The organism is Nonomuraea sp. NPDC059194, assembly GCF_042754765.1.
Taxonomy (GTDB): domain Bacteria; phylum Actinomycetota; class Actinomycetes; order Streptosporangiales; family Streptosporangiaceae; genus Nonomuraea.
In genome coordinates this window covers 71,450-94,099 of sequence record NZ_JBHZBH010000016.1, presented here as the reverse complement: position 1 = coordinate 94,099, position 22,650 = coordinate 71,450, and the positions used below count along the sequence as shown (strand labels likewise).

At 69.4% G+C, this 22,650-nt stretch carries 21 protein-coding genes and 1 pseudogene; 12 read left to right on the top strand and 10 right to left on the bottom strand.

Features of this window, described 5'->3' with window-relative positions:
- Nucleotide 1: 1 nt before the first annotated feature.
- The gene (locus ACFXJ8_RS20765; RefSeq protein WP_379645550.1) at nt 2-889 is read right to left on the bottom strand and encodes a proline dehydrogenase family protein; all 888 of its coding nucleotides are present in this window, start codon (nt 887-889) and stop codon (nt 2-4) included.
- A 201-nt stretch (nt 890-1,090) separates the two neighbouring features.
- Here ACFXJ8_RS20765 and ACFXJ8_RS20760 point away from each other — a divergent pair, with 201 nt between their 5' ends.
- Nucleotides 1,091-1,510, top strand: coding sequence for a hypothetical protein (locus ACFXJ8_RS20760; RefSeq protein ID WP_379645549.1), 420 nt, complete (start codon nt 1,091-1,093; stop codon nt 1,508-1,510).
- Nucleotides 1,511-1,513: 3 nt separating this feature from the next.
- On the opposite strand, the gene ACFXJ8_RS20755 is transcribed toward ACFXJ8_RS20760, so the two are convergent.
- A complete protein-coding gene (locus ACFXJ8_RS20755) occupies nt 1,514-1,669 on the bottom strand; it encodes a hypothetical protein (RefSeq protein ID WP_379645548.1) in 156 nt (51 codons plus the stop codon).
- A 260-nt stretch (nt 1,670-1,929) separates the two neighbouring features.
- Here ACFXJ8_RS20755 and ACFXJ8_RS20750 point away from each other — a divergent pair.
- From ACFXJ8_RS20750 to ACFXJ8_RS20710, 9 genes and pseudogenes are all read left to right on the top strand, one after another.
- A pseudogene (locus tag ACFXJ8_RS20750) lies at nt 1,930-2,103 on the top strand (IS607 family transposase); the annotation flags it as partial.
- Nucleotides 2,100-3,323: an RNA-guided endonuclease InsQ/TnpB family protein gene (locus tag ACFXJ8_RS20745; RefSeq protein ID WP_379645547.1), complete on the top strand. Its 1,224-nt coding sequence runs from the start codon at nt 2,100-2,102 to the stop codon at nt 3,321-3,323. The pseudogene ACFXJ8_RS20750 and the gene ACFXJ8_RS20745, both read left to right, overlap by 4 nt.
- Before the next feature lie 317 nt (nt 3,324-3,640).
- The gene (gene dnaK / locus ACFXJ8_RS20740; RefSeq protein WP_379645546.1) at nt 3,641-5,509 is read left to right on the top strand and encodes a molecular chaperone DnaK; all 1,869 of its coding nucleotides are present in this window, start codon (nt 3,641-3,643) and stop codon (nt 5,507-5,509) included.
- A 2-nt stretch (nt 5,510-5,511) separates the two neighbouring features.
- Nucleotides 5,512-6,105, top strand: coding sequence for a nucleotide exchange factor GrpE (gene grpE / locus ACFXJ8_RS20735; RefSeq protein WP_379645545.1), 594 nt, complete (start codon nt 5,512-5,514; stop codon nt 6,103-6,105).
- Nucleotides 6,106-6,129: 24 nt separating this feature from the next.
- Nucleotides 6,130-7,314, top strand: a complete 1,185-nt coding sequence (gene dnaJ, locus ACFXJ8_RS20730; protein ID WP_379645544.1) for a molecular chaperone DnaJ — start codon at nt 6,130-6,132, stop codon at nt 7,312-7,314.
- 4 nt (nt 7,315-7,318) lie between these two features.
- A complete protein-coding gene (locus ACFXJ8_RS20725; protein WP_192779185.1) occupies nt 7,319-7,669 on the top strand; it encodes a heat shock protein transcriptional repressor HspR in 351 nt (116 codons plus the stop codon).
- Between the two features lie 4 nt (nt 7,670-7,673).
- Nucleotides 7,674-10,241, top strand: coding sequence for an ATP-dependent chaperone ClpB (gene clpB / locus ACFXJ8_RS20720; protein WP_379645543.1), 2,568 nt, complete (start codon nt 7,674-7,676; stop codon nt 10,239-10,241).
- Between the two features lie 90 nt (nt 10,242-10,331).
- On the top strand, nt 10,332-11,522 hold the full coding sequence (locus tag ACFXJ8_RS20715) for an ATP/GTP-binding protein (protein WP_379645542.1): 1,191 nt from the start codon (nt 10,332-10,334) through the stop codon (nt 11,520-11,522).
- Nucleotides 11,515-11,982: an RloB family protein gene (locus tag ACFXJ8_RS20710; protein WP_379645541.1), complete on the top strand. Its 468-nt coding sequence runs from the start codon at nt 11,515-11,517 to the stop codon at nt 11,980-11,982. Before ACFXJ8_RS20715 ends, ACFXJ8_RS20710 begins: the two co-directional genes overlap by 8 nt.
- Here the strand turns inward: ACFXJ8_RS20710 and ACFXJ8_RS20705 are convergent.
- The 3 genes from ACFXJ8_RS20705 to ACFXJ8_RS20695 are packed head-to-tail and all read right to left on the bottom strand — an operon-like array spanning nt 11,921 to nt 17,140.
- A complete protein-coding gene (locus tag ACFXJ8_RS20705) occupies nt 11,921-15,415 on the bottom strand; it encodes a helicase HerA domain-containing protein (protein ID WP_379645540.1) in 3,495 nt (1,164 codons plus the stop codon). The genes ACFXJ8_RS20710 and ACFXJ8_RS20705 overlap by 62 nt on opposite strands.
- Nucleotides 15,412-16,155: a hypothetical protein gene (locus ACFXJ8_RS20700; RefSeq protein WP_379645539.1), complete on the bottom strand. Its 744-nt coding sequence runs from the start codon at nt 16,153-16,155 to the stop codon at nt 15,412-15,414. The genes ACFXJ8_RS20705 and ACFXJ8_RS20700 overlap by 4 nt, the downstream gene beginning before the upstream one ends.
- Complete coding sequence (locus ACFXJ8_RS20695; protein WP_379645538.1) at nt 16,100-17,140, bottom strand: endonuclease domain-containing protein; 1,041 nt, start codon at nt 17,138-17,140, stop codon at nt 16,100-16,102. The genes ACFXJ8_RS20700 and ACFXJ8_RS20695 overlap by 56 nt, the downstream gene beginning before the upstream one ends.
- 219 nt (nt 17,141-17,359) lie before the next feature.
- Here ACFXJ8_RS20695 and ACFXJ8_RS20690 point away from each other — a divergent pair, with 219 nt between their 5' ends.
- Nucleotides 17,360-17,974, top strand: coding sequence for a hypothetical protein (locus ACFXJ8_RS20690; RefSeq protein ID WP_379645537.1), 615 nt, complete (start codon nt 17,360-17,362; stop codon nt 17,972-17,974).
- A 170-nt stretch (nt 17,975-18,144) separates the two neighbouring features.
- Here the strand turns inward: ACFXJ8_RS20690 and ACFXJ8_RS20685 are convergent, their stop codons facing one another.
- The gene (locus tag ACFXJ8_RS20685; RefSeq protein ID WP_379645536.1) at nt 18,145-18,642 is read right to left on the bottom strand and encodes a tetratricopeptide repeat protein; all 498 of its coding nucleotides are present in this window, start codon (nt 18,640-18,642) and stop codon (nt 18,145-18,147) included.
- Nucleotides 18,643-18,838: 196 nt separating this feature from the next.
- Between ACFXJ8_RS20685 and ACFXJ8_RS20680 the strand changes: the two genes are divergently transcribed.
- The gene (locus ACFXJ8_RS20680) at nt 18,839-19,153 is read left to right on the top strand and encodes a hypothetical protein (protein ID WP_379645535.1); all 315 of its coding nucleotides are present in this window, start codon (nt 18,839-18,841) and stop codon (nt 19,151-19,153) included.
- Here ACFXJ8_RS20680 and ACFXJ8_RS20675 read toward each other — a convergent pair.
- From ACFXJ8_RS20675 to ACFXJ8_RS20660, 4 genes are all read right to left on the bottom strand, one after another.
- The gene (locus tag ACFXJ8_RS20675; RefSeq protein ID WP_379645534.1) at nt 19,125-19,796 is read right to left on the bottom strand and encodes a TetR family transcriptional regulator; all 672 of its coding nucleotides are present in this window, start codon (nt 19,794-19,796) and stop codon (nt 19,125-19,127) included. The genes ACFXJ8_RS20680 and ACFXJ8_RS20675 overlap by 29 nt on opposite strands.
- Nucleotides 19,797-19,860: 64 nt before the next feature.
- The gene (locus tag ACFXJ8_RS20670) at nt 19,861-20,649 is read right to left on the bottom strand and encodes an alpha/beta fold hydrolase (RefSeq protein ID WP_379645533.1); all 789 of its coding nucleotides are present in this window, start codon (nt 20,647-20,649) and stop codon (nt 19,861-19,863) included.
- Nucleotides 20,650-20,660: 11 nt separating this feature from the next.
- Nucleotides 20,661-21,734: a CapA family protein gene (locus ACFXJ8_RS20665; RefSeq protein ID WP_379645532.1), complete on the bottom strand. Its 1,074-nt coding sequence runs from the start codon at nt 21,732-21,734 to the stop codon at nt 20,661-20,663.
- A 14-nt stretch (nt 21,735-21,748) separates the two neighbouring features.
- Nucleotides 21,749-22,597, bottom strand: coding sequence for a helix-turn-helix transcriptional regulator (locus tag ACFXJ8_RS20660; protein WP_379645531.1), 849 nt, complete (start codon nt 22,595-22,597; stop codon nt 21,749-21,751).
- Nucleotides 22,598-22,650 lie beyond the last annotated feature (53 nt).

Below are 22,650 nucleotides of genomic sequence, written 5' to 3'. Positions count from 1 at the left end.
CCTATCCCCTGGAGAGGAGTGAGCGGGCGAAGAAGGCGAGGTTGGCGGGGCGTTCGGCGAGGCGGCGCATGAGGTAGGCGTACCAGTCGTCGCCGTACGGCACGTACACCCTGACCTGCGAGCCGACCCCCGCCAGGCGCAGCTGCTCATCAGGGCGGACGCCGTACAGCATCTGGAACTCGAACCCGGACGTGTCGCGCCCGTGCAGCACCGCCAGCGCGGCGGCGATCTCGATCAGGCGCGGGTCATGGGTGGCGACCATCGGGTAGCCGGTTCCGGCCATGAGCGTCTTGAGGCAGCGGACGTAGCTGCGGTCGATGTCCTTCGGGGAGGTGAACGCCAGCGCCTCGGGAGCGGCGTAGGCGCCCTTGCACAGCCGTACCCTCGCGCTGTCGACCTTCGCGCAGCGCTCCTGCGCGTCACGCAGGTAGGACTGGACGACCACGCCGACGTCGGGGTGCTCCTTGCGGAGGGTCGAGTGGATCGAGTGCTGCGCCTCGACGGTGTCATGCTCCTCGGCGTCGAGGGTGACCGTCAGCCCCTTGGCCGCTGCCGCCTCGCAGACGGAGGCGGCGTTGTCGAGGGCGAGCTGTTCGGACAGGCGCAGGCCGAGGGCGGTGAGCTTGACAGAGACGTCGGCCCCCGCGGGGAGCCGTTCCATGAGGGCCAGGTAGGCGCGGACCTCGCGCTCGGCCACGGTCCTGTCGGTGACGTCCTCGCCGAGGTGGTCGACCGTGACCAGCAGACCCTGGTCGGACAGGTCGTGGACGACGGCCGCCACGTCGTCGGCGACGTAGCGGCGGACCACACCCCTGGTGAGCGGGGACGAGGAGACGAGGCGCTCGACGCGCTCGCTTCGCGAGGCGGTGAGGAGGACGTGACGCAGCACGCCACCAGCGTAGACCCCACGCCCCTCCCCGATCACCGACCTTTCCCGCGCCGCCTCCCGACCTCCGCCCCCTCCCCGCGCCGTCTCCCCGGCCACCGCCCGCTCTCAAACCGGCCTGCGTGGGACAGGACGGGTGAACCGGGCGGTGGCCGGATCCGTCATACGGATATGCGGACTACAGCCCTAGTGGCCGGATGCCTGATGCTGACCGTGAGCTGCGGCGCTGCCGCCACCGACACGGCAGGCCGCGTCAACCCCCACGAGCCCGTCACCGCCCAGCCGGTGATCTCCACTCCTTCGCAAGCCCCCACCAAGCCGCCCAAGCAGGTCAAGCCGGTCGGCGACGCCGTGAACACCCGCAAGGTCCCCTTCACCAAGGCCAAGGCCAAGGACCGGCAGGTCAAGCTCGTCTGGTGGTCGGGCGTCGAACCGTGCACGGTGCTGGACAGCGTGAAGGTGAAGGAGACGGCCAAGCGGGTGACCATCACCCTCTACGAGGGCACGGCCGCCAAGGCGCAGAACGTCTCCTGCATCATGCTCGCCATCGAGAAGACCACGACGGTCAAGCTGAAGTCCCCGATCGGCAAGCGCAAGATCGTCGACGGCGGTAAGCAGCACTAGCGCTCACGATCTCGACGTCGTCTTCTCGCAGCCCTGGAGTACCCGGGGCCGCGAGTCGGTCCACTCCGCGCTCTCGCCGTACACCTTGGCGCCGGGAAGCTCGGCGAGCACGCGCAGCGGCTGGCCCGCACCTTTTCCGGAGACGCCGCCACGCGCCACGCCGCCTGGTCGAGAGGAGAGGCGGGCAGTATGGGCGAAGTCGGTCTAGGTGCGTTGTCGGTGGCCGCGTCCTGCGCGGTCGCGTGGGCTTGTTAGCTGGTAGCAAAATCACCAGCGTTCGCCAGGCTTTCTCAGATGATCAGTGCGTGAAGCTTTCGAGGCGGGCTCGGTGGAACGGTGTGCACTTCCAAACCGCCTGGCAATGGGTGCGGGATGGCAAGATGCCGGCTCACCCGGTTCGGACGGAGCATCTGACGGTCGCGTTGGAGGCGGCCGGGCGGCGCATCGTGGTGATCGGAGACGTCGAACTCGACGACGACCTCGCGCGGGATATGACCGAGGTCCTCACCTCGTTCTGCGCCCGCCTGTATGGCCGCCGCTCAGCCGGACGCAGGGCACGCGCCGCGCTTCAGGCCGCGCAGGACGCCGCGTGACCAGTCACAAACAGGGCGTCCGGTTCGAGCTCGCCCCCACCGACGAGCAGGTAGTGCTGATGGGTCGTCACTGTGGGTTGTCGCGGGTGGTGGAGAACTTCTGTCTGGAGATCGTGCGCAAGAAATGGGCGCAGCGTAAGGCCGAGGAGTCCTACGGCATCACCGGCGACGACCTGACCCCCGTGCCGTGGTCGGCCCCGGCGCTGGAGAAGGAATGGCGCGCCGCCCATCCGGAGCAGTTCCCGTGGTTCGGCGAGAACAAAATGTCCTCCCGTGTCCCCAAGGAAGCCTGCCGGGTGCGGGCGGCAGGGTTCGCCAACTACCTCGCCTCGAAGAAGGGCGAGCGCAAAGGTCCGCGCATGGGCTTCCCAAGGTGGCGCAAGCGTAAGCACGGCTCCCGCTTCCGCTACGACGCCGACCGGGCCAAGCCACTCGACGCCCGCACCGTCCGGCTGCCCGCGATCGGGGACGTTGCGACCCGGGAGGACATGTCCTGGCTGGTTGACCGCCTGGCGACCGGCCAGGCGCGCATACTCGGCGCTACCATCCGGGAACAGGCCGGACGCTGGTGGATCTCCTTCCAGGTCGAAGTGGACCGGGACGAGATCAACAAGCGCCACCAAGCCGACGCCGACGCCCCGGAATGCGGGATCGACCTGGGCCTGAAGACATTCGCTGTCATCAAGAACAGCGACGGAACCATCGAGGAGATCGAGGCGCCGAAGCCGCTCAAGGCCGCGCAGCGCGCCTTGAAGCGGGCCAACCGCAAGCTCGCACGGACCGCCGAAGGCTCCAAGAACCGAGCCAAGGCCCGCAAGCGTGTCGGACAGCTGCACCTTCGGGTCGCCGACCGGCGCAGGGACTTCTTGCACAAGACCACCACCAGGCTGACGAGAACCAAGTCCGCCATCGCTGTGGAAACCCTCAACGTGCGAGGGATGGTCAAGAACCGCAGGCTCGCCCGCGCCATCTCCGACGCCGGGTTCGGCGAGTTCGTCCGCCAGCTCGGCTACAAGGCCGACTGGTACGGCTCGACCGTGTGGAAGGCCGACCGCTGGTTCCCCTCGTCGAAGACGTGCGGGGACTGCGGCCGGATCAACCGGGGACTCGCCCTGGCTGACCGGAGCTGGGTGTGTCCCGGCTGCGGCATACGGCATGACCGGGAAGAGAACGCGGCGGGAAACCTCCTCACCGCGATGCTCGCCGACCGGGCTGCTTGACATCGGAACCCTCGCCGGGAAGTTCCCCGGAGAGGAAAACGCCTCGTGGAGACCACGTAAGACCTCACTCTTCGGAGTTGGCAGCGGTCGATGAAGCAGGAAGAGTCTCGGTGTGAGGATCACTGAGATTCACGCAACGGAACTGTCATGGCACCGCGTCTCGTTCGGGATCGTGAGTCACCCGTTTTTTCCCGGAAGCCGGGAATGCTTCCACGCGTATCCAGGTTGAGTCGAGTAGGCTCAACTCGTTTGACAAACCACCCGACGGTTCGTAGGTTGAGCCCAAGAAGCTCAACTTTGACTACAAGGACGTACTCATGGCACGTGCGGTAGGTATCGACCTGGGGACGACCAACTCCGTCGTCTCGATCCTCGAGGGCGGTGAGCCCACCGTCATCGCCAACGCGCAGGGCTCTCGGACCACGCCGTCCGTGGTCGCCTTCGCGAAGAACGGCGAGGTCCTCGTCGGTGAGGTGGCCAAGCGACAGGCCGTCACCAATGTGGACCGGACGATTCGCTCGGTCAAGCGCGAGATGGGCACCAACTGGTCCCAGGAGATCGACGGCAAGAAGTTCTCCCCGCAGCAGATCAGCGCCTTCGTTCTGCAGAAGCTCAAGCAGGACGCCGAGGCCTACCTGGGCGAGAAGATCACCGACGCTGTGATCACCGTCCCGGCCTACTTCAACGACTCCCAGCGCCAGGCCACCAAGGAGGCCGGCACGATCGCGGGCCTCAACGTGCTCCGCATCATCAACGAGCCGACCGCGGCGGCCCTCGCCTACGGCCTCGACAAGGACAAGGACCAGACCATCCTGGTCTTCGACCTCGGCGGTGGCACCTTCGACGTGTCCCTGCTCGACGTCGGTCAGGAGGACGGCCACGGCTTCGTCGAGGTGAAGGCCACCTCGGGTGACAACCACCTCGGCGGCGACGACTGGGACCAGCGCGTCGTCGACGAGCTCGTCAAGCGCTTCCAGAACGCGCACGGCGTCGACCTGGCCAAGGACAAGATGGCCCTCCAGCGGCTGCGCGAGGCCGCGGAGAAGGCCAAGATCGAGCTGTCCAGCCAGGCAGAGACCAACATCAACCTGCCCTACATCACGGCCTCCTCCGAGGGTCCGCTGCACCTCGACGAGAAGCTGACCCGCTCGGAGTTCCAGCGCCTGACCGCCGACCTGCTCGAGCGGACCAAGGGCCCGTTCCACCAGGTCATCAAGGACGCCGGCATCAAGGTCGCCGACATCGCCCACGTGGTGCTCGTCGGTGGGTCGACCCGGATGCCCGCCGTGTCCGAGCTGGTCAAGGAGCTCACCGGCGGCAAGGAGCCCAACAAGGGCGTCAACCCCGACGAGGTCGTCGCCATCGGCGCCGCGCTCCAGGCGGGTGTGCTCAAGGGTGAGGTCAAGGACGTCCTGCTGCTCGACGTGACCCCGCTGTCCCTCGGCATCGAGACCAAGGGCGGCATCTTCACGAAGATCATCGAGCGCAACACGACGATCCCGACCAAGCGCTCGGAGGTCTTCACCACGGCCGAGGACAACCAGCCGTCGGTGCAGATCCAGGTCTACCAGGGCGAGCGCGAGATCGCTTCCTACAACAAGAAGCTGGCCACCTTCGAGCTGACCGGCATCGCCCCGGCGCCGCGCGGCATCCCGCAGATCGAGGTCACCTTCGACATCGACGCCAACGGCATCGTCAACGTCTCCGCCAAGGACCTCGGCACCGGCAAGGAACAGACGATGACGATCACCGGCGGCTCCGCGCTGCCGAAGGACGACATCGAGCGCATGATGCGCGAGGCCGAGTCCTACGCCGAAGAGGACAAGCAGCGTCGCGAGGAGGCCGAGGTCCGCAACAACGCCGACGGCCTGGCCTACCAGACGGAGAAGTTCCTCCGCGACAACGACGACAAGGTCCCCGGCGAGATCAAGACCGAGGTGAACGACGCGCTCGCCGAGCTGAAGAAGGCTCTCGAGGGCACCGACACCGACGTGATCCGCACCTCGGCGGAGAAGCTCGCCACGGTCAGCCAGAAGATGGGTTCGGCGATCTACGCCCAGGGCCAGCAGCAGGCGGGCGGCACCACCCCCGAGGGTGAGGGCGCCCAGGCCAAGGCCGACGGCGACGAGGACGACGTCGTCGAGGCCGAGATCGTGGACGAAGACCAGCCCAAGAAGGACCAGTGACGATGTCTGACCCGCGCGATAACGGGCCCGAGTCAGAGCCGGTGATCCGCGACAACCGCAAGATCGACCCCGAGACCGGTCAGGCGAGGTCCGCCATGGAGGAGCAGGTCCAGGCCGCTCCTCCGGCGGGCGCCGAGCCCGTGGCCGGTGGTGACGCCGGCCTGCTGGCCGAGCGCACCGCGGACCTGCAGCGGCTGCAGGCGGAGTACACCAACTACCGCAGGCGGGTCGAGCGCGACCGGGTCGCGGTCCGCGAGCAGGCCGTCGGGGGTGCGCTCTCGGAGCTGCTGCCGGTCCTCGACGACATCGGCAGGGCCCGCGACCACGGCGAGCTGACCGGCGGTTTCGCCAAGGTCGCCGAGTCGCTGGAGGCGGTCGTCACCAAGCTGGGGCTGACCCCGTTCGGGCAGAAGGGCGAGCCCTTCGACCCGACCGTCCACGAGGCGCTGATGCACAGCTACTCCTCGGAGGTGACCGAGCCGACCGCCATCGAGGTTCTGCAGCTCGGTTACCGCATCGGTGACCGGGTGCTGCGCCCCGCCAGGGTCGCGGTCGCCGAGCCCGAGGACGCCCCGGCCGCGTCCGACGAAGACTAAGAAACCCCCGAAAGGACGCCATAGATGAGCACCAAGGACTACCTGGAGAAGGATTACTACGCCGTCCTTGGTGTGCCCAAGACCGCCACCGCCGACGAGATCAAGAAGGCCTACAGGAAGCTGGCCAGGCAGTACCACCCCGACGCCAACCAGGGTGACGCCGCCAAGGAGGCCAGGTTCAAGGAGATCTCCGAAGCCAACGACGTGCTGTCCGACGGCAAGCGCCGTAAGGAGTACGACGAGGCGCGCACGCTGTTCGGGTCCGGCGTGGGCGGGCCGCGGCCCGGCGGCGGTGGTGGTGGTGGTTTCCCGTTCGACTTCGGCGACCTGTTCGGCGGCACGGGACAGCAGAGCGGAAGCACGAGCGAGCGCATCGGCGACCTGTTCGGGGGGCTGTTCAACAGGGGCGGCTCCGGCACCCGCACCTCGGGCACGACGTCCAGGCCGCGCCGCGGCCAGGACATCGAGTCCGAGGTCACGCTCACCTTCACCGAGGCGGTGGAGGGCCACACGGTCTCGCTCAGGCTGACCACGTCGTCGGCGTGCAAGCCCTGTAGCGGCACGGGGGCCAAGGCCGGCACCACCCCGCGGGTCTGCCCGACCTGCGAGGGCACCGGTGCGGCCAGCCGTAACCTGGGCAACTTCGCCTTCTCCGAGCCCTGCCGTGACTGCAAGGGGCGTGGTCTCCTCGTCGACGACCCGTGCCCCGTGTGCGACGGCAGCGGCAGGGCCAAGAGCACCCGCACCATCCAGGCGCGCATCCCCGCGGGGGTGGCCGACGGACAGCGGGTCAAGCTCAAGGGCAAGGGCGCGCCGGGCGAGAACGGCGGGCCTGCGGGCGACCTCTACATCCAGACCCACGTCAAGCCGCACGCGGTGTTCGGGCGGTCGGGCGACAACCTGACCATCACCGTTCCCGTCACCTTCACCGAGGCGGCGCTCGGCGCGGAGATCAAGGTGCCCGTCCTCAAGGGCCTGCCTGTCACTCTGCGCATTCCGGCGGGTACGCCCAACGGCCGCACCTTCAGGGTTCGCGGCAGGGGGGCCACCCGTAAGGACGGCACCAAGGGCGACCTGCTCGCCACGGTCGAGGTGCTCGTGCCGCAGGAGCTCGACGACAAGTCGCGCGAACTGCTGAACGAGTTCCGCACGGCCACCGCGAGCGACGACCCGAGGGCCGACCTCATCCAACGTGCCAGGAGCGAGTAGGCCGATGGACGCCAACTACTTCAACCTGTCGGACGAGACACCCGTCTATGTCATCTCGGTGGCCGCGCAGCTGTCCGGTCTGCACCCGCAGACCCTCAGACAGTACGACCGCCTGGGGCTGGTCTGCCCCGGGCGTACGGCGGGGCGCGGCCGCCTCTACTCGATGCGCGACATCATCCAGCTGCGCGAGGTGCAGCGCCTGTCCCAGGAGGAAGGCATCAACCTCGCCGGCATCAAGCGGATCCTTGAGCTGGAGAACGAGGCGCTCAGGCTGCGTGAGGAGGTTCACCGCCTCAGGGCCGAGATGTCCATGGTCAGAGCTCTGATCCGATACGAGCTGCCACCGGGGGCCTGAACATATGGACTACAAGCTCACTCAGAAGAGCCAGGAAGCGCTGTCGGTCGCCATGCGGCGGGCCGCCGCCGAGGGAAATCCCGAGATCGCACCCGCGCACCTGCTCTCCGCCCTGCTCTCCCAGACGGGCGGCACCGCCGTACCCCTGCTCGAAGCGGTCGGCGTCGACTGGAAGACGTTGCGCGCGAAGGTGGAGACCGCGCTGGCGGGCCTGCCGAAGGCGCAGGGCGCCACGGTGAGCGCGCCCTCCAGCTCGCGGCAGCTGCTCACGGTGATCAACACCGCGGCGCAGCGGGCCAAGCGGCTGGAGGACGAGTACGTCTCGACCGAGCACCTGCTGGTCGGCCTCGCGACCGACGGCGGCGAGATGGCCACCCTCCTGAAGAACACCGGGGCCACGCCGCAGGCGCTGCTCGACGCGTTCGAGAAGGTGCGCGGGCACGCCAGGGTCACCAGCGAGACTCCCGAGGACACCTACCAGGCGCTGGAGAAGTTCGGCGTCGACCTGACCGAGCGGGCCAGGAGCGGCAAGCTCGACCCGGTCATCGGGCGCGACTCCGAGATCAGGCGGGTGGTGCAGGTGCTGTCGCGCCGTACCAAGAACAACCCGGTGCTGATCGGCGAGCCCGGCGTCGGCAAGACCGCCGTCGTCGAGGGGCTGGCCCAGCGGATCGTCGCCGGTGACGTGCCCGAGTCGCTGCGCAACAAGAAGCTGATCTCGCTCGACCTCGGCGCGATGGTCGCGGGCGCGAAGTACCGCGGCGAGTTCGAGGAGCGGCTCAAGGCCGTGCTCACCGAGATCAAGGAGAGCAACGGGCAGATCGTCACCTTCATCGACGAGCTGCACACCGTGGTCGGCGCGGGCGCGGCCGAGGGCGCCATGGACGCGGGCAACATGCTGAAGCCGATGCTGGCGCGCGGCGAGCTGCGCATGATCGGCGCGACGACCCTCGACGAGTACCGCGAGCGGATCGAGAAGGACGCCGCGCTGGAGCGGCGCTTCCAGCAGGTGTTCGTCGGCGAGCCGTCCGTTGAAGACACGATCGCGATCCTGCGCGGGCTGAAGGGCCGCTACGAGGCCCACCATCAGGTGCAGATCGCCGACAGCGCCCTCGTGGCCGCCGCCGCGCTGTCCGACCGCTACATCACCAACCGCTTCCTGCCCGACAAGGCCATCGACCTGGTCGACGAGGCCGCCTCGCGGCTGCGCATGGAGATCGACTCGCGTCCTGTCGAGATCGACCAGCTCCAGCGCAACGTCGACAGGATGAAGATGGAGGAGCTGGCCCTGGCCAAGGAGACCGACGAGGCCTCCGTCCAGCGCCTCGAACGGCTGCGCGCCGAGCTCGCCGACCGGCAGGAGGAGCTCAACGCGCTCGTGGCCAGGTGGCAGAAGGAGAAGGCGGGGCTCAACCGGGTCGGCGACCTGAAGAAGCAGCTCGACGAGGTGCGTGGCGCCGCCGAGCGGTTCCAGCGCGACGGCAACTACGCCGAGGCGTCCAGGCTGCTGTACGACGAGGTGCCGCGCCTGGAGAAGGAGCTGTCGACCGCCACCCAGGAGACCCCCGACCAGCAGATGGTCAAGGAGGAGGTCGGCTCGGACGACATCGCCGAGGTCATCTCCTCGTGGACCGGCATCCCCGCCGGACGCCTCCTCGAAGCTGAGACCGCCAAGCTGCTGCGGATGGAGGAGGAGCTCGGCACGCGGCTCATCGGCCAGCGCGAGGCCGTCCAGGCCGTCTCCGACGCGGTACGGCGCAGCCGCGCGGGCATCGCCGACCCCGACAGGCCGACAGGGTCGTTCCTGTTCCTCGGCCCGACCGGCGTCGGCAAGACCGAGCTGGCCAAGGCGCTGGCGGAGTTCCTGTTCGACGACGAGCGGGCGATGACCCGCATCGACATGTCCGAATACTCCGAGAAGCACAGCGTCGCCCGCCTGGTCGGCGCGCCTCCCGGTTACGTCGGCTACGAGGAGGGCGGCCAGCTCACCGAGGCCGTGCGGCGCCGCCCTTACACCGTCGTGCTGCTGGACGAGGTCGAGAAGGCCCACCCCGAGGTGTTCGACATCCTGCTGCAGGTGCTCGACGACGGGCGGCTGACCGACGGGCACGGCCGTACGGTCGACTTCCGCAACACGATCCTCATCCTGACCTCCAACATCGGCTCGCAGTACCTCGTCGATCCGAAGCTGGAGAACGGCGCCAAGCGCGACGCGGTGATGGGAGCGGTGCGGACGTCGTTCAAGCCCGAGTTCCTCAACCGGCTCGACGACGTCATCCTGTTCGATGCGCTCGGCTCGGAGGAGCTGACGAAGATCGTCGACCTGCAGGTGGACCGCCTCGGGCAGCGGCTGGCCGACCGGCGGCTGACGCTCGACGTCACGCCCGCGGCGCGCGACTGGCTGGCGATCACCGGCTACGACCCGATGTACGGCGCGCGGCCGCTGCGGCGGCTGGTGCAGTCGGCGATCGGGGACAAGCTCGCGAAGGCGGTGCTGTCGGGCGAGGTGATCGACGGCGACACGGTGGTGGTCGACCTGGGTGATGACGAGCTGACGATCGCTCGCGCCTGACAGGAGCTGCTACACGGCGTAGCATGACGATTCAAGCGCGCTTCTCGCAATCTGCTTGCGGGAAGCGCGTTGAAATCGGTGGAGGTTGTCGTGTTGTTGAGTTTCCGGGTGGCCAACCACAGGTCGATTCGGGACGAGCAGGAGCTGCTGCTCCTGCCCGCCTACGACAGATCTCGCCCAGCCGTCCCCCTTGCCGCCATCTACGGTGCCAACGCGTCGGGCAAGACAAATCTGCTCAACGCGCTTTCCTTCATGCGACGGATGGTTCGGCGCTCCGTGTGGTCGAGCGACGATCACACGGGGCGTACCCCCTTCCGGCTCGAACAGGGAGCCGGAGATCAGGAGTCGCGATTCGGGGTCGACGTCCTGATCAACGGAATTCGCCACGTGTACGGCTTCGCGATCGACGACAAGCACGTGCGCGAGGAGTGGCTGTACGTCTACCCCAAAGGACGACGCCGGGTCCTCTTCGAACGAGAATCGACCGGCATCAGATTCGGCGATTCCTTCCGTGGGCACCGTAGCGCCATCGAGGATCTCACCAGACCTAGCGCCCTGCTGCTCACCATTTCTGGCTACCTGGGTCTCGAACAGGCCCGCGATATCTTCACCTGGTTCGACCGGCGCGTTGAACATGTCGACGTGCCGTTCCTTCTCGAACTGGACGAGTTCGACGAAGACCATCCCACAGCAGCACTGCTGAAGGACGAGGCTCGCCGCGACAGCGTCATCCGCCTGCTCACATTCGCCGATCTCGGGATCTCCTCCGTCCGAACCGAGAGACGGCAGGGCGGCATGCTGACCGCGTACTTCGGACACCGCACGGGATCGAAAGACACCGAACTCCCCCTCAGTGATGAGTCCAGGGGGACACAAGCCTGGTTTCACCACCTGGGGTCCGCGTTGAGAGCGCTCGACGGAGGGCATCTCCTTCTCATCGACGAACTCGACGCCAGTTTGCATCCTTTGCTCGCTCGCGAGTTCATTCGGTTGTTCACCAACCCGGAAACCAACACCGGTGGCGCTCAACTCATCTTCACCACGCATGACGTGTCGCTGCTGCGGCGCCACCAGGGCGAGGAGATCCTGGCCAGGGACGAGATCTGGTTCACCGAGAAGGACCTCGGCGGATCGACCACCCTCTATCCGCTGACCGACTTCAATCCACGCGACCGCCTCGACTGGGAGCGGCGGTATCTGGGTGGATCCGTGCGTGCCGTACCGATACTGGACCGCCGGCAACTGGAGGACACCGTCAAGCAACGTGCCGTCAATGAGTAGGCGTGAGGGCAGCACACGACGGCAACCGCAGCAGAAGCGGCGCCTCACCAGCCGCCTGCTCGTGGTCTGCGGCTCTCTCGAAACCGAGAAGCAGTATCTCGACGGTCTCAAGGTCGCGCACCGCAATCCGGCAATATCAGTTGCGATCAAGACCAAACCAAAGTCGCCGCTGGAAGTGGTCAAGTACGCTCATTCGCTGGCCGCGCAGAATCCGGACGAGTTCGACGAGATCGACGTGGTCAGGCTACTCAGGAAGCACCTGCCGGCATACGACAAAGCAGTTCTCCGCTTTGCGGATTATGCGAGCGGAGTCGATCAAGCCAACCACAGAGCGCAGAGACTCGGCGACGATCCGGCGGTGAATCCCAGCACCGGCGTATGGCGGCTGATGAACCAGATCAAGGGCGAGCCAGGGTCAGGACCTCCTCGGAGGTCGGCGGCGCGGCCGGGTGGTGGCTGAGGCACATCGGCACCCTGATCTGGTGGAAGCCCGCCCCCTCCGCGGCCACGTAGAACTGGCCCGCCCGCAGCCGCCCGATCTCCGCCGCCACCCCGCCCTTCGCCCTGGCCATCTCCTGTGCCGCGTCCCGCTGGATCGGCGCGTTCAGGAAGCCGAAGAACTGCGTGGCCGCGTTGCCGGGAATGTGGTTGTGCAGGCCCTTCGGCGCCTGGGTGGCGAAGACGAGGCCGAGGCCGTACTTGCGGGCCTGGGCGGCGAGCATCAGCGTGCTGCCCGTGGCGGGTGTCGCCTTGCCCTGCGGCGCGAACGTCTGCGCCTCGTCCATGACCAGCAGCCCGCCCAGCGGCCGGTCGTGGGCGGGATGCCGCCTGAACCACGCGAACAGTCCGAGCTGCAGCCGGTTGACGAAGCTCTGCCGCTGGCTGTCCTCCTGCAGCCCGGCCAGGTTGATCACCGACACGCGTGCCCGCCGTCCCCGCTCGGGGGTCAGCAGCACGCCCGGGTCGACCGGGGTGCCCTCACCGCCGAACAGCGGGTCGTTGATGATCGCCGCCCGCAGGTTCTGCGCCACCTCCGCGGCCAGTTTCGCCGCGCCGTCCAGATCGCTGACGCCGTCCGGCAGCTCCGACAGCAGCGCGATCAGCCCCCTCAGCCCGTGTGACCCGGTTTTCGCGTGGTGGGCCATGGCCTTCCTCAGCACGGCCTGAGAGCGATGCGCCTTGGCCGTCGGCCCGTCGATCCTGGCCTTGGGCGCGAGGGCGGCCACGGCGGCGTCGATCGCCAGGCGGAACTCGTCGGGATCGCCGACGAGAGCGCCCAGGTCGGGAAGCGGCTGGAAGGTCAGCGGGCGGCCGGCCCGCATGCCGGGGGTCCAGACGACGACGTCGGTGCCGGCCAGGTAGGCGGCGGCCCTGCGCCGGTCTCCGTCCTCCCAGCCGGTCGGGGGCGACGGCCAGGCCGTACCGAGGCGGGAGAGGTCGTTGTTCGGATCCAGCACGATGGCGGAGACGCCCTGTAGCGCGCACTCCTCGATGAGCCTGCGGATCAGCACGGTCTTGCCCGAGCCTGAGCCCGCGAAGATGACCGTGTGCTTTCTGAGGGCGGCCAGTTCGATGCGGGCGGGCGGGCCCGCGCCGTCCGCCCGCCTGCCGACGACCAGCGTCCCGTCGCCGTCCGTGGAGGGGCAGCGGTCGGAGACCGCGACACTCGGGTACGGCACGCCTTCGGAGACCGCGACGTTCCGGGACGGCACGCCGTCGGAGACCGCGGCGTCCGCTGAGGGGACACGCTCGGAAGCCGCGACATTCGGAGATGGGATGCCGTCGGAGACTGCGGCGTCCGCCGGTACACGCTCGGAGGCGGCGGCGTCCGACGAGGGGACGCGGTCGGCGGGTGCGGCGGCGAGGCCGGTGACGGCCGGGGGCGAGCTCGTCAGGTCGGCGTCGCGCGGGGCCGTGACAGGGGGCGCTGTGGATGGCGGGGTCGGCGTCGCCGCGGGCGGTGCTGTGGCGATCGGGCGCGTCACCTCGGGGTCACCAGCCGCCCCCGGTCGCGACGGCTCGGCTGCGGGCAGGCCCGACCGGGGCGGTTCGGCGGCAGGCGGAGCGGCCGGTGGGGCCGGTCGGGGTGGTTCTCCGGTTGGTTGGCGCAGGGCCTCGACCAGGAGCTTCACGTCGTCGGCCGGGCGGCGGGCCGTCAGCCACTCCTGCAGGTGCGGCGGCTCCTCGTCGAGCAGCGTCCGCAGCGCCCAGAGCGTCCGCAGGTCCGCCTCGTCCACCTGGAGCACCCGGCCGCCCGCCGCCTCGAACGACGCCAGCGTCTCCTTCGTCTTCGGCCCGCCCGACCAGTGCGCGTTCCGCAGCACGAACAGCTGCCTGCGCGGCACTCCCGCCCGCAGGCCCGACGTGACGCACGCCGCCCTCAGCCGGTGCAGGGCCGCGACGGGACTGGTGCTGGCGATCCCCCTGAAGCACCAGTGCACCTCGTCCTCCGTCGCCTCGTCGAGTGTCAGGCGCAGCCGGGCGTGCAGCGGCGGCTTCCTGCTCGGCGGCGGGTCCTGGGCGTACCGGTGGGCCTGGCCGCCCCTGCCCGATATCCAGGCGGTCAGCCCGGCCGACAGCAGCCCTGGCATGACGGCGTCCTCGGTCGCGGGGTCGAGCGCGGTCTCCACCTCGGCGCGCTCCCTCAGCAGGGCGAAGTGGGCGTCGAGCGCCGCCAGCCCCGAGGGGCCCGCGCCGGACGGCGGGCCGGCGGCCGCGTCGCCGCCGTCTCCGGGCTCGTCCAGGCGGTCGAGCTCGCGAACCTCGCCCTCCGCGAGGCACGCCTGCACATGCCTGTCGATCTTGACGAGGATCTGGCGCGGCGTCAGCCCGACCGCGCTGTCGAAGGCGCTCTCCTTGACCGGCCAGGTCGGGTACGGCGGGACGAACCCCGCCCGCTCGAACCCCGCCACGAAACGCCGCTCGACGATGGCCCTCGCGGTCGGCGCGTCCTTCAGCACCCTGAGCAACGCGGGTTCCCTGAACCTGTCACGCACAGTGTCGGTCGCCTGCTCGCGGATCAGCATCCAGGTGGTCGGCAGGCACGACAGCACGGTCAGCGTGCGCCTGGTGACGTCACGCAGGGCCATCAGCCCTCCGGCCACCTGTTCGATGGCGACGCCCTGCCCCTCGTCGACCAGGCGGGAGCCGGACTGGGCGACCAGCGTGTCGACCTGGTCCACGGCGATCACCGAAGGACCCGTCAACGCCAGCAGCCGCGACAGGTCCCGCACCACCTCCTGTGGCGAACGGTGACCCCTGGTCAGCCCCCACAACTTGCCCAGCCCCTCGTCGGGGACGGACGTCAGGTAGGCCTGGCCCACGTCCTGCGCCGCCAGGTCGTCGGAGGCCAGCAGCACCAGCGCCCTCGCCGTGTCGTGCGCGTCCCTGAGCACGGTGCCGCCCTTACGGCGCAGCGCCTCCACGAACAGGTCGAGCGCTCCCCTGTCCAGGCGGCCCCTGCCGTCGACGGCCCGCCGTACCATCCTGGGAACGTCGGCGAGCTGCGCCAGCCGGTTCAGCAGCAGCCGCAGCTGCGACTGGCCGTCGTCCACGGGCCGCCAGAGGCTGTCGAGCATGGCGATCACGATGCTGTCCCAGAAGCTGCGCGCGTCGAGCAGGCCGACCAGGAAGAAGTAGCCGCCCTCCCGCTGCGCGTGTTCGCGAGCCCAGCCGAGCAGGTGGGTCTTGCCGGTGCCCCGCTGCCCCTGGATCACCACGCCGATCGGGCTGGCGTCCAGGCTCTCCTTCGCCTCCGCCACCCCTCGGCGCAGGTCGTGCGCGGCCACCCGGTGCAGGCTCTCCACGTGGTACGGCGAGGGCCGCCACACGTCGTCAGGAGCGTGGACGGCGTTCAGTCTCAGCGCGGCGAGCGCCTCCCACTCCGCCGTCATCGCGCGCCGATCGACAGGTAGTGCTTGTCCTGGTCGCCGACGGCCAGCGCGGCCGTGCGATCCTCGGGCCTGAGTGCCTTCTGGTTGTTCTCGGGGACCATGACGACGTCGGGCTGCCTGTTCAGGTGGCGCAGCGCCTCGTCCATCACATCCCTGGGCACGTCGGCCAGCCGTACCCGGACGTCGGCCAGACTCACCCAGTCGCCCGGCTCACGGGCCAGCTCGGTGTAGGCGGCCCGCACCCGCGCCTCCACCTCCTGCCTTTCGACGACACGATCGGCGACAGCTCCGTCGGCGACACTCCGGGCGGCATCGGGCCGGGCGGCGTCGGGCCGGGCGTCGGAGTCACGGTCATCGGCGGGGTCGAGGTCGTGGGCGATGCCACCATCGGGCTCGGTGCGCGTCGGCTGGAAGACGTCGCCGAAGCGCTGGTCCGTGCGGGACAGGAAGCGCACCAGCCCGGCCAGCAGCGCCCTGAGCGCGGCGCCGTTCGAGCCGGAGGTGACCTTCACGCCCGCGCTGATCTCCTCGGCCAGCCGCGCCCACCCGTCATCGGTCAGCACGTGCGCGTACGCCCTACCGCGTTTGCGGCTCTCGACCAGCTTGAGGTCGTTGAGCTGACGGCGCTCCTCGCCGTCGAGCTTGATGTTGTAGCGCTCCTTCAGCTCCGGGTTGGTCACCTCATCAGCCTCGGCCATGAGGACGATCATCACCGAGACCTGCGGAACCGACAGTGCCATGTCCAACCCTTTCGTCAACGAACGCCGCGATCTCGCGGGCGACTGTCTGCGCGTCCGTCAGCACGGCGCGACTGGTGAAGCGCAGCACCACGTAGCCGTCCCGCGCCAGGCGCACGTCGCGCCACCGGTCCGACTCGAACGTGTCCCGCCTCAGGTGGCTGTCGTCGTCGATCTCGACGATCAGCCGCGCCTCCCGCCAGAGGAGGTCGAGCCTGACGGGGTTGCTGAGCGGGTCGGAGCCGTAGACCTGGTTCCACTCCCGGTCGGCGGCCCAGCCGCACCACCTGAGCACTCGTTCCAGGCGCTGCTCAGCAGGGCTGGCGTGATGCGGCCGCCCTCTCCTGGGCTCCCACGGCCCCCCGGCCCTGGCCGCCTCGCCCGGGATTAGATCGGCCGGGGTCAGATCGGCTGGGTTTGGCTCGTCCGGCTCCGGCACGTCGTCCGGCAGAGGCGGCATCACCGGCCCACGCCCCGGCATGCCCTCCGGCGTGGCCCGGTTCACCGGCGCGGGTGCGCCCACCGGCGGGGCCTGGTTCACCGGTCGGTGGGGCGTGGTGTGCAGGACGCGGAGCCCCGTCCAGCGTTCGAGCCACGCGCAGGCCGCGACCACCGCCTCCGCCTCGCCCCGGGTCAACCCGCCGGGCGACTCGACCGCGATCGTCGAACCCGTTCCGAGGACCCGGCCGAGGCCCGCCGCGCGTACCTCCGCGGACACGCGTGCCGTACAGGGACGGCCGCGCAGCGCCGCCTCCGCCAGGTCGGCGAGGAACGGCCCGAAGTGCCTGTCCCCCGCCGCCAGCCGTACGGCCAGCACACGCACGGCCCTGGCGCCCGCGCCGCCCGGGCCGGAAACGTCCTCGGCCCCCGGTAACCACTGGGGGAAGCGGCGCACGGCGAGGTCCTCGAGGTCACGCAGCACCGCCGCCACGAGGTCACCCATCCGGCAGGGGGCGGTCACGGCATGCGTGAGGATGACCGGCGACACTGCGGAATCCCCCGTTCGCTCTTTGCCGAAGCTATACGTAATCGCGCTCGCCGCCCGCCGGCGTTACGCGAGCCGATCATTAAGGGCTTCACCACCGTTGCCCCAAGCCGCACCACCGGCCGCGTCGTCGTCACTACCTTCTCCCTCGTCGGATCACCGAACACGATCAGAGGAACGTGAATGTCGAACGCATCACGGGGTATTCGGAGCGTCCTTGCGGTGGCCGTCCTGGCGACCGGCATGATCTGGGCCGCGGGGCCAGCTTCCGCGGAGGAGTGCGGGCGGCGGATCGCCGTCAACGACGGGGCGACGTTGGCGTCGTTCTGCGACAAGACGGCGGATGTGAGGACCCAGGCCACGCAGACCTCGATGGCCGCCCCCAAGGGCTCCGAGACGGCGATGACGGTCGAGCAGCTCGCCAAGAAGGCGGGGCTGCCGGGCATGTCCCGCACGACCGGGGTTCTCAGCGTCTCCGACATGGCAGGCGTCGCGGCGGGGGCCGGACATCCTTCCCTCCCCGAGGGGCTGCCCCAGAGGGCGGGCCTGCCGGAGGTGACGGACGTGTCCACCTCGCCGGACCTACCGGGGCTGTCTTCGCTGCCGGAGCCCGCCAGCAACCTCATCCCGGTGGAGCCGGTCCTGCCACCGCAGTCCGCGGTGTCTGACGCGCAGGACGACAGCGGCCAGGACATCGATCAGTCGTCGCCGGTCGACTCGGTGGTCCGCAAGGTCGAGGAGCTCGTGCCCGACGCGGTGGCGGACGTGCCGCTGAGCCAGCTGACGAGGGTGGCGCAGGACGCGTTGGTACCGGACTCGGGTCCCGCCCAGGACTGAGAGACCGCTTCCACCCGCTGAACGGGGGCGCGCCCCCCTGTTCGCGGTTCCACATAGATCAGGGCCGTGCCCCCTTTCCCGGGCACGGCCCTTCCCGTTTCCGACGGCCAAGAGTTCCTGAGGTGGGGTACGGCAAGCGCAGCCGGGCTTGCCGTACGAGAAAAGGCCGGTCAGGAGACCAGGACGTCGAGTTCGTCCTCGGGCAGGCCCAGGTCGAGCCTGATCCGGTAGCGGGTGCGGAGCAGAGCGACATGCTCGGGGTCGTCCTCGGCGCAGGCGAGCGCCGCCTGGGTCGCCCACTCGAGCCCGCCCCGCAGATCCCCGTACGCCACGAGCGTCTCCGCGATGGTGTGCGCCGTGGCGGGCGAGGTCGCGCCCTCGGCCCGCAGCGCCTCGATGATCTCGCGCGCCTCGCCCGGCCGGTCGAGCTCGAACAGCGTGTCGGCGATGCCCGCCCGCGGATCGATCGCCGACTCGCCGCCGTCCTCGACCGCCCGCTGGAAGCATTCGAGCGCACGGGCCGGCTGCCCTGCCTGCTTCCACTCGTCGGCGGCCAGCGCGAAGATGGCCGCGCGGGAGACGTCGCCCGAGGAGTAGGTGAGGGCGAGCTCGCCGAGCTGCCCGGCCAGCCAACTGTGGTCGTCGGCCAGAAGGGCCTGCTCAAGCATTCGATCAAGGTGCTCACGGGTCACATGCGCCACACCGCGAGACTACCGAGACGTTCCGGGTTTTGCCGGGACAATGCACATCACCGCCTGCGCACAGCTTCGGCAACGATTCGTGCAAACCCCACTACATACCGCGTGTCCCTACAGGACCAAGGGCATATATGGCACACGTCATCAGGGGCGGAAGGGGCTGGGCATGGCCAAGCAATTCACCTTCATGATCGCCTGTGCAGCCGTGTTGTCGACCGTCATCCCGGGCGCCGCCGGATATTTCTCCGCCCGGATGGAGGCCGTGGAGGCGGCCGAGCGGAGAGTGGCGATGATGCAGGCCCGGCTGGCGACCAAGATCGAGCTGGTCTCTCTCCCCCGTCCCTGTTCCCCCGTTCCCGCCACCCGCCTGAGGACGAGGCATCCGGCACCGCGGGCGTTCGCGCCGGAGACGGCGGGCGGCAGGCGCGCCCATCAGGAGCGGTCCGAGCCGATCACGCCTGGCGTGGCCGGCGAGGACTGAGCCTGCGTGACAGGAACGACCTGACGAGTTGCTTGGCGGCCTCGATGATGGCGGGCGCGCCGTCGGGGTCGCGGCGGAAGGCGAGCTTGAGCACGGCGTCGCCTGCCTCGACGGCCACCAGGAAGGCCACGTCGAGCTCCTCGCTGTCGGCCAGGCCGTACTCCTGCAGGAGCAGCCCGCGCAGCCGTCCCGCGATCACCATGTTGTTCTCGGAGTCGGAGTCGAGCAGGTTGAGATCGACGACGTCGCCGAAGTGGAGGCTCTTGAAGCCTGGAACGGTCCTGTGCATGTCGACGTACTCGTCGATGATGGCGTCGACGGCGTCCCACCACCCCCGGTAGTCCTCGTCGAGGAAGCGGGCGCCGACCCTGGTGACGAACAACTCGACGTTGCGCCGGGTGAGCTCCTGGGTGATGGCCCGCTTGTCGGGGAAGAACTGGTAGACGGACCCGATCGCGACGCCTGCGCGTTCGGCGATGCGGGTCGTCGAGAGGGCTTCGTAGCCGACCTCGTCGAGCAGGTGGGCGCAGGCGTCGAGCATCCGCTCGACCCTGCGGGCGCTACGGCGTTGTGTGGGCTGACGGCGGAGCGGAGCGAGCTCGGTGCCGTCCTCGTCTACCGGCAGAGATGACACGGACTTCATCTTGCCTCCAATGGGCCTGGTGCCGCCGGGAAAACCGCGATTGTAGAACCGCGTGGAATGCGGGTCACGACGCGGCGGCCGAGTCGACGAACGCGGCGACCAGTTCGGCGACCGTTTCGGGCCTGGTGCGCTGCGCCCAGTGGCCGGCGATGATCCGCTCGCGCCTGAACGTCGGCGCCCACCGCCGCAGCGAGGCGAGCAGCCAGGGGGAGACGAACGGGTCGCGGGTGCACTCGATGAGCTGCACGGGCACGTTCACTCGCGGGTCCGCGGGCCGGCGCAGGCGGCTGAACATGTTCGCGCGATAGAGGTTGAGCCCGTTGCGGGCGTCGGCGGCGTCCGCGCCCATCGCGGGCGCGAGCACGAACATGATCAGCTCGGGCAGCACGGGAAGCTGGAACCCGGCGATGTACCACGACCGCAGCAACTGCCCGATCGCCCGGGTACGGCCCGCCTGGCGGAGGAACGCGGCGGCCTGGTCGAGCCCTGGGCCGCCGATCGAGGTGAAGGAGGCGAACCTGTCGCTCCTGCCGACGATGTGCCAGCCCTGGATGGAGCCCCAGTCGTGGGCGACGAGGTGGACCCGGGGCCTGCCGACCGCGTCGAGCACGGCGTCCATGTCCGCGGCGAGCCGGTCGAGCCGGTAGCCGCCGACCGTGCGGGGCGCCGACGAGGCGCCGCTGCCCCGCACGTCGTAGCGGACGATGTGGAAGGCGTCCTCCAGCCGGTGGACGACCTGGTCCCACACCCGGTGGTCGTCGGGGTAGCCGTGCAGGAACAGGATCGTCGGCTTGGTGGGGTCGCCCTGCTCGTAGACGGCTAATCGCACCTCGCCCGAATCTATTAGACGCATAGTCCAAAAGGCTAACTGTCGGCCGGACTCCCGGCCAGGCCCGTGCACGAACGCAGGCTCTTCCAGTCGGAGACGGCCTTGGTCCTGGCGGCCGCGGTCAACGGGATCGGCACGCCGCCCTGGATGGAGGCGGGTGTCCACCTGTCCTTGATCACCTTACGCCCGTCGATGGTGAGCGTGAGGACACCGGTCCTGCCGGTCTCGAGGCCCCAGTTGTAGAAGACGAAGTTGCCCAGGCCGTAGTTGACGTAGGAGTTGCCGAGGAAACCGCTGCCGAGCAGGATGTGCGCGTGGCCGCCGACGATGACGTCCGCGCCGGCCTTGACGAGCCTCGGGGCCAGGGCGCGCTGGGCGGGGTTGGGGCACTTCTGCATCTCGGTGCCCCAGTGGAGGTGCACGATCACCGTGTCGGCGTTCTTGCGGGCCTGCCGTACCGCTCGGATGAGACGGTCCTCGTTCTTCGCCGAGGCCAGCCCGCCCTTGTCGCCCGCAGCGGTCCACGCCTGGATGAACTCCGAGTCGAGCACCTGGGTCGCGCCGATGATCGCCACGCGGTTGCCGTTCACCGTGACGCGGTAGGGCTTGTAGGCCTCGGTCTCGTTCCTGCCGATGCCGACGACGGGGAACTTCGACTTCTTGATCGCGGCGAGCGAGTCTCCCAGACCGCTCTCCATGTAGTCCATGCCGTGGTTGTTGGCCATGGAGACCACGTCCACGCCCGCGGCCTTGAGCGCGGTGAAGGCGGAGGCGGGCGCGCGGAAGGTGTACTGCTTGCCCGGCGCGGGCGTGCCGCCCGTGGTGATGGCCGTCTCCAGGTTGATCATCGCCAGGTCGGACGACTTCAGCACCTTGGCGATCGGCCCGAGGGCGGTGCGCGGGTTGTTGAGCCTGCCCCTCAGCACGCCCTCGAAGTGCACGTCACCCCCGAAGGAGATCGTGTACGGCGTGCGTTCCGGCTCCTGCGGCAGGCTGGGCGAGATCGTCGGCTGCTCGGCCGCCTCCGTGACCTGTTCGCCCTTCGCCGCCGAACAGGCGGCCAGTGCGATCGCGACTCCAGCGACGGCCACGGCGCGGCTCGGTCTCATTTGTCCTCCCGGATTCAGGCACCGAGCATGCCATGTGATCGCTCGCTGTGCGCGGTGAGCCACACCACGGCCGAATGTGTGGCCTCGTCGACGGGATTGTAAACGATCATCCGGGTCTCCGGGGCGCCCGTGCAGTTGAACATCGTGCTCGTGAACCGCAGCCGCCCCACCAGGTCGTTGTCGAACGTCTTCTCGCGCGAGCGGGGGTCGGCCACGTCGTGGGTGGCCCACAGCGCCGCGAACTCGGGGCTGGCCGCCGACAGCCGCTTCACGAAGTCGCGCCACAGAGGGTCGTCGGCATGTCGCGTGTAGGCGCCGCGGAAGACGGCGACGATGCTGGGCAGTTCGAGCTCCCTGTCGACCATCGCCGTCCGCCACTCGACGCCGGCGAAGCACTGCCACAGCGAGTTGCGCTCCTCCGCGGGGGCGCCGACGATCTCGGGGAAGAGCGCGGCGTAGGCGGCGTTCCAGGCAAGGACATCGTGGCGGCTGGTGCTGAACGAGGCGGGCAGCGGGCTGAGCCTGTCGATGATCTCCTGCATGGCGGGGGTGACGCGGGTGGAGTCGCGCACGGGCGCGGCGACGGCGTGTCCCGCCAGGAGGTAGAGCTGCCGGCGCTCGGCGGCGTCGAGCATCAGGGTGCGCGCGATGGCGTCGAGGACCTGCAGGCTGACGTTGATCGGCCGCCCCTGCTCCAGCCACGTGTACCAGGTGACGCCCACGCCCGCGAGCTGGGCGACCTCCTCCCTGCGCAGGCCGGGGGTACGCCGGCGGGTGCCCGGCGGCAGGCCCGCCATCTCGGGGGTCACCCGCTCCCTGCGGGAACGCAGGAACGCGGCCAGGTCGTCGCGGCGCCTGCTCATCCTGGTGTCGCCGATACCAGGATCAAGGGGCTCTTTTTACTAGTACCCACGGC